This window comes from Sphingopyxis sp., from assembly GCF_035250425.1.
In the GTDB taxonomy this organism is placed as follows: Bacteria; Pseudomonadota; Alphaproteobacteria; order Sphingomonadales; family Sphingomonadaceae; genus Sphingopyxis.
This window is the reverse complement of sequence record NZ_DATFFD010000004.1, coordinates 1-5,456: the sequence shown is the minus strand read 5'-3', so window position 1 is coordinate 5,456 and position 5,456 is coordinate 1. Positions and strand designations below refer to the sequence as shown.

The window sequence follows — 5,456 nt, the reverse complement described above, 5'->3', positions numbered from 1 at the left end:
GGCGGCGGCAAGCCCCATCTGGAGCACGAAGCCCATCGCGAGGCCGATCACGACCTCGCCAATGATGAGGAAAAAGCCGGGAACCGACACGATCCCTTCGGGCGGCAGCGCCATGCCCGACGCCGCGACCGCGGGCACCCCGACCGCGAGCGCGATCACCAGCCGCAACTGCACCGGCACGCTCGTCGCGCCGAACACCGGCGCGGCGATGAAGGCGGCGCCGGGACGGATCATCCCCAGCATCCACAGCTGGAGCATCGCCTCGATATTCGGGATGTCGGCGGGATTCATGGGGTAGGGGAATTGACGGGCCTTCCCCCTTGATGGGGGAAGGATACGTAGCCTTGCCCGCGATAGCGGGTTAGGCGGAGTTGGATGGGGGTGATGGTGCGTCCTTGCACGGTCGCGTCAGGCCGAAGCCGCACCCCCTCCGCTGCGACTAAGCCAGCAAGCTGGCAAGTCTCGCTGCCTCCCCCATCGAGGGGGAGGGAAAAAAAAGTCGAAGCCTTCACCGCACCAACGCCGGGATCTGCGCGAAGATTTCGCGGGTGAAATCGGTGAGCAGGACAAGGATGCTGCCCCCGAAGATCGCGAGGCAGATCGCCGCGACGATCAGCTTGGGCACAAAGGTCAGCGTCTGTTCGTTGATCGAGGTCGCCGCCTGCACCATGCCGAGCAGCACGCCGATGACGAGCACCGGCAGCAGCAGCGGCGCCGACGCGAGCGCGAGAATCCACAGCGATTGCTGCGCCACCCCGATGAAATAGTCGGCCTCCACCGCGCTAACTCACAAACGAAGAGGCGAGCGAGCCCATCGTCAGCGCCCAACCGTCGACGAGGACGAAGAGCAGGAGCTTGAAGGGCATCGATATGATCGTCGGCGACAACATCATCATGCCGAGCGACATCAGCGCCGAGGCGACGATGAGGTCGATGACGAGGAAGGGCAGGAAGATCAGGAAGCCGATCTGGAAGGCGGTCTTGAGCTCGCTGGTGACGAAGGCGGGGAGCAGGATCGAGAAAGGCACATCCTTGGGGCTCGCATAGGTCGGCGCCTTCGCGATCTTGGCGAACATCATCAGGTCGGTCTTGCGCGTCTGCTTCATCATGAAGCCGTGGAGCGCGACCCCCGAGCGCGACACCGCTTCGCCGATATCGATCTGTTCCTGGCCATAAGGGGTGATCGCGACGCGATTTACTTCGCTGATCACCGGCTGCATCACGAACAGCGAGAGGAAGAGGCTCAAACCGACAAGCACCTGGTTCGGCGGGGTCTGTTGCAATCCGAGCGCGTGGCGCAGGATCGACAGCACGATGATGATGCGCGTGAAGCTGGTCATCATCAGGAGCAGCGACGGCAGCACCGTCAGCAGGCTCATCAGGACGAGGATCTGGAGCGACAGGCTCAAGGGCCGACCGTCGCCGCCGATTTCGCCGACCGCGCGGCTCAAGCCGTCCGCGGCCTGCGCGTAAGCCGCGGGCGCGGCGCAGAGCAGCACGGCGCCGCCGGCGAGCGCCGCGGCGCGCAGCCAGAAGCGGCGATCAGTCCGCATGGAAATCGCCCTGGCTGTCGTCGGCGATCCGCGTGATACCATTGCGCGACACCGCGATCAGCACGCGCTGCCCGGCAAATTCGACCACCGCGAGTTTCGATCCGGGGCTGAGCGGCAGCACATCGATCATTTCGATCGCGCGCGTCTTGGCGCCGCCGCCGACAAGCGGCACGCCCATCTGGACACGCTTCCACAGCCACAGGCTGCCCCACGCCATGCCGCCGACGAGCGGCAGCAGGATGAGCAGACGGAGGATATATTCGAACATCAGCCTCTCCGCTCGAAGCCTTCGAGCCCGCGCGCCGGCGCGACGACTTCGGCGACCTGGATGCCATAGCGGCCGTCGATGCTGACGATCTCGCCCTTCGCGATCAGCGTGCCGTTGGCGTAGATGTCGAGCAGGTCGGTCGCGGCGCGGTCGAGTTCGATCACGCTGCCTTCGCCCAATGCGAGCAGTTCGGAGAGCGTCATCGAGGTCGATCCGACCTCGACCGACACGCGCAGCGAGACGCCGGCGAGCAGGTCGAAATTGGGCGCGGCGGCGATGCTCTTGTCGCGCCGGTCGGCGCGCGCGGCCTTCGGGGCGTCGCTGAGGTCAGTCATGGTTGGGTCCTTTTTCGATATGTTCGATCATGATCGCGGCGTTGCCATTGGCTTCGCCGATGCTGCCAAGCGCGAAGCTGCGCCCGGCGACGGTCACCGGCACATGGCGCGGCATGGTGAGCGGGATGATGTCGCCGACCTCGAGCGCGAGCAGCTTTACGAGGCTGATTTCGGGACGCGCGAGCACCGAGCGGACGGGCATGCGCACGTCGCGCAGCGCCTTGTCGAGCGCGCCGGCCCAGAGCGGATCGGCGCCGCCATTGCCCGGCATGTCGGGAAGCAGCTCGTCGCCGGCGATCCCGCGCAGCGCGGCGACCGGATAGGCGCACATGATCGTCCGCCCCTCGAACGGGGCGCCGCGCAGCGTGAAACGCTGCACGAACAATTCATCGTCGGCGCGCACCGCGGCGAGCTTGGCGGGGTCGGCGGTGACGCAATCGAGTTCGGGTTCCAGTGCGAGCTTGCCGCGCCATGCGGCGGCAAGCTGCAGCCCGATGTCGCGGCCGAGGCGCGCCGCGAAGCGATCCTCGGCGTCGGTCAGTTCCTCGCGCTCGGCGGCGAGCTGGCCGCGGCCGCCATAGAAGATGTCGACGAGCTGGAGCAGCAGCGAGCGCGACCCCGCGAGCAGCACCGGGCCCTTGAGCGGTGGCGCATGATAGCGCCAGAAGATCGCGGGCGCGGCGGACGCGCTCCACTCGGCAAAGCTCAGCTGTTCGGCGCCCGACCGTTCGATCTGGATCGCCGGCGCGCCGAGCGCGCGGATCAGGTCGCGCAGGCTGCGCGCGAACTGGTTCGCCACGCCTTCGAGCGCGGGGAAGGCATAGCCGTCCGCCGCCCGACGCAGCAGCAGCGACGCCTTGGCATCGGCGGGCTCGGCCGCGGGCGTGGGCGCGGCGGGAGCCTTCATGGCTTTGACGGATTTCGTGCTGGTGGTCACTGAATCACCAGGCTCGTGAAATAAACATTATCGATGCCCCCGAAACCTTCCTTGTCGCGCAACACATCGTTGATCGCGGCGGTCAGCTGACGCTGCAGCCGCTGTTTTCCCTGTGATGTGGAGAGCAACGCCGGATCCTGTTCGGCGAGCACCATAAGCACGACCGAGCGGATAGGCACGGCCTGCCGTTTGATATTATTGATAACCTTGCCGTCGTAGAAGGTCGAAAGGCTGATACCCACCTGGAGGAAGCCCGATCCATCGGCGAGGTTCGTCGTGAAGCTGTCGGCGATCGGGTAATAGGTGATCTCATATTTCTTGGGGTCGACCTTATATTTGTCATTCGGGACCGACACGGTGCCGACCTTCGGCGGCGCTTCCTTGTCCTCGCCTTCGGCGGCCGGCTCGGGCTCGCCTTCGCTGCGCAGGACGAGCTTGGGGAAATGATCCTCGGGCTTCGCCTCGTGCGCCGACAGCGCGCCGAAATAGATGCCCGCACCCGCGCCCGCGCCGATCAGCGCGATCGCGGCGACGCCGATCAGCAGCAGCTTCTTGAACTTGCCCTTCTTCTTGGGGGCGCCTTCGATATTATCCTTGGCCATCATGGGATCCTTTCTGATCAGGCGAAGCGGCCGCGGCGGTCGGCGGCGCGGTCTTCGTCACGCGGCTCGGCGCGTTCGGTGGCGGTTTCGATGAGGTGCGACGGATCGGGGGCGGTCGCGCGGCCCTGACCCTGGTTTTGCGACTGGCGCCCGGTTTCGCCCGGCGTGCAGGTCACTTCGGCGCCGGCGACGCGAACGCCCTGCTGGCGGAGATCCTCGACGAGGCGGCCCTGCGCGGCGGTCACGATCGTCGCGGTCGCCTCATGCCGCGTGTCCATCTTCAGCGACATGCCTTCGTCGCCCATCCGCATCGCGACGTCGAGCCGGCCGAGATGCTTCGGCATCAGGCGAAAGCTGATGTCGCCGCTGTCCGATTTGGTCGCGGCGATGTCGCGTGCGAGCTGGTCGATCCACGCGCCGTCGCTGTCCATGTCGAGAACGCGTTCGGCGAATTGCACCGGCGCGGCGGCATCGGCGAACATGGCCGCGCCCTGCGCCGCGGGTTGCGCAAAGAGGATGGTCATCGACGGCGCGGCGTCGACGGGCCTGGCCGCTTGCGGCTCGGCGCCGGCAAGGATCGGCAGCGGCGGCGCGGCATCGCGCGGGCGCGCCGGGGCGGGAGCCGCTGCGCTGGTGCCGGCTGGAACCGGCGCGGTTTCCAACGGCTTGGCGGGTTTCGCCGCAGCCGGGATGATCGCGGCCACGACCGCGGCCAATTCGGCGGCGGGAACGGCTGGGGTGGCGGCTTCGCTTATATCCGCACCCTCGGTTTCGGTGTCGGTTCCGGTTTCGGCGGGCACCGGCTTGCCCGTCGCCGGCGCGGTGCCGGGGACGGCGCCGTTCAGCGCGATGAGAAGGTTTGCGGCGAGCACCGCGGCGGCGTCGGCCTTGGCGGGCTCCGCTTTCACGACCGGAGCTTTGACGGCCGCATCGGCTTCGACCGGAAGGGCATCGGCGGTTGGCGTGGTGGCTGGGGCGGGCAGCGCCCGCTCGACCTTGATCGTCGGAGCGGCAGCGGATGCAGCCGGCGCGGAAGCGACCGGCGCGGCGGCGAGCAGCTGGTCGAAACTGGGGCTTTCGCCGCCGTCCACCGGAAGCTGGCCGATGTTGGCGAGGAAGGTCGCGAAGCCCGCGGGCATGGCGGGCTGGGCCATAGGGAGGGAAGGCGCGCTCATCATGATGCGCCGCCTTCGATCAGGCGCAGGCGCATGCCCGTGCGCGGGCGGTGCGGACGGTTGGCGTCGTCGCGGCGTTCCTGTTCGACCTGGGCCGCTTTCCGGCTGCGTTCGTACAGGCGGACCGCCGATTCTTCCTTGACCATCGCGCTCTGCGCCAGCGCGCCCATCTGGTCGCGGCGCTGGCTGGCATTGCTCAGCGGCGCGGTCAGGCTTTCCTGCGCGATGTCGAGCCGCATCGCGAGCTCGCCGATCGAGTTGAGCGCGCGGCCGGCGACCGCGCCTTTCGCCATCGCAAGGTCGACGCGCAGCGTTTCGAGCCGCTTCGCGAGTTCGACGAGGTTCGCCAGTTCACCATTGGCGCGCGCCAGATTGGCCTCCGCCTGCTGATGTTCGACGGAGCGCACGCGGATGATACGTTTGCGGCGTGCGGTACGGGCGTTCATGCGGAATATCCTTCAATCAGGGCTTGGCGGGAAAGTTCGAAATCGACCTGCGCCTTGGCAGGCTGCGACACATAGGCGAGCTGGTCGGCGTGGCGCGCGATGGCGATGTCGAGCACCGGATCGGCGCCGGCGACGTAAGC

General features: G+C 67.5%; 9 protein-coding genes and 1 pseudogene. All 10 read right to left on the bottom strand.

Annotated features, from left to right (window positions below; genetic code table 11):
* The coding region (locus VJ811_RS00195; RefSeq protein WP_324070021.1) for a flagellar biosynthetic protein FliR at positions 1-291 on the bottom strand (291 nt) is incomplete at its 3' end.
* 217 nt (positions 292-508) lie between these two features.
* The gene (locus VJ811_RS00190) at positions 509-778 is read right to left on the bottom strand and encodes a flagellar biosynthetic protein FliQ (RefSeq protein WP_037512577.1); all 270 of its coding nucleotides are present in this window, start codon (positions 776-778) and stop codon (positions 509-511) included.
* 4 nt (positions 779-782) lie between these two features.
* Positions 783-1,553: a flagellar type III secretion system pore protein FliP gene (fliP, locus tag VJ811_RS00185; RefSeq protein WP_324070017.1), complete on the bottom strand. Its 771-nt coding sequence runs from the start codon at positions 1,551-1,553 to the stop codon at positions 783-785.
* Positions 1,543-1,821, bottom strand: a complete 279-nt coding sequence (locus VJ811_RS00180; RefSeq protein ID WP_324070015.1) for a flagellar biosynthetic protein FliO — start codon at positions 1,819-1,821, stop codon at positions 1,543-1,545. The genes fliP and VJ811_RS00180 overlap by 11 nt, the downstream gene beginning before the upstream one ends.
* Positions 1,821-2,156, bottom strand: a complete 336-nt coding sequence (gene fliN, locus VJ811_RS00175; protein ID WP_324070013.1) for a flagellar motor switch protein FliN — start codon at positions 2,154-2,156, stop codon at positions 1,821-1,823. The genes VJ811_RS00180 and fliN overlap by 1 nt, the downstream gene beginning before the upstream one ends.
* Positions 2,149-3,063, bottom strand: a complete 915-nt coding sequence (locus VJ811_RS00170; protein ID WP_324070011.1) for a flagellar motor switch protein FliM — start codon at positions 3,061-3,063, stop codon at positions 2,149-2,151. The genes fliN and VJ811_RS00170 overlap by 8 nt, the downstream gene beginning before the upstream one ends.
* A gap of 26 nt (positions 3,064-3,089) precedes the next feature.
* Positions 3,090-3,695, bottom strand: a complete 606-nt coding sequence (locus tag VJ811_RS00165) for a flagellar basal body-associated FliL family protein (protein WP_324070009.1) — start codon at positions 3,693-3,695, stop codon at positions 3,090-3,092.
* A gap of 17 nt (positions 3,696-3,712) precedes the next feature.
* Positions 3,713-4,849, bottom strand: coding sequence for a flagellar hook-length control protein FliK (locus VJ811_RS00160; RefSeq protein ID WP_324070007.1), 1,137 nt, complete (start codon positions 4,847-4,849; stop codon positions 3,713-3,715).
* 20 nt (positions 4,850-4,869) lie between these two features.
* Positions 4,870-5,316 (bottom strand): hypothetical protein, encoded by a 447-nt coding sequence (locus VJ811_RS00155; protein WP_324070005.1) that lies wholly within the window; start codon positions 5,314-5,316, stop codon positions 4,870-4,872.
* A pseudogene (gene fliI / locus VJ811_RS00150) lies at positions 5,313-5,456 on the bottom strand (flagellum-specific ATP synthase FliI); the annotation flags it as partial. The gene VJ811_RS00155 and the pseudogene fliI, both read right to left, overlap by 4 nt.

Bases quoted from the DNA above. Each gene is read 5' to 3' on its own strand.
- VJ811_RS00165 (WP_324070009.1), bottom strand. From the start codon at position 3,695: ATGGCCAAGGATAATATCGAAGGCGCCCCCAAGAAGAAGGGCAAGTTC.
- VJ811_RS00160 (WP_324070007.1), bottom strand. From the start codon at position 4,849: ATGGCCCAGCCCGCCATGCCCGCGGGCTTCGCGACCTTCCTCGCCAAC.
- VJ811_RS00170 (WP_324070011.1), bottom strand. From the start codon at position 3,063: ATGAAGGCTCCCGCCGCGCCCACGCCCGCGGCCGAGCCCGCCGATGCC.
- VJ811_RS00155 (WP_324070005.1), bottom strand. From the start codon at position 5,316: ATGAACGCCCGTACCGCACGCCGCAAACGTATCATCCGCGTGCGCTCC.
- fliN (WP_324070013.1), bottom strand. From the start codon at position 2,156: ATGACTGACCTCAGCGACGCCCCGAAGGCCGCGCGCGCCGACCGGCGC.
- fliP (WP_324070017.1), bottom strand. From the start codon at position 1,553: ATGCGGACTGATCGCCGCTTCTGGCTGCGCGCCGCGGCGCTCGCCGGC.
- VJ811_RS00180 (WP_324070015.1), bottom strand. From the start codon at position 1,821: ATGTTCGAATATATCCTCCGTCTGCTCATCCTGCTGCCGCTCGTCGGC.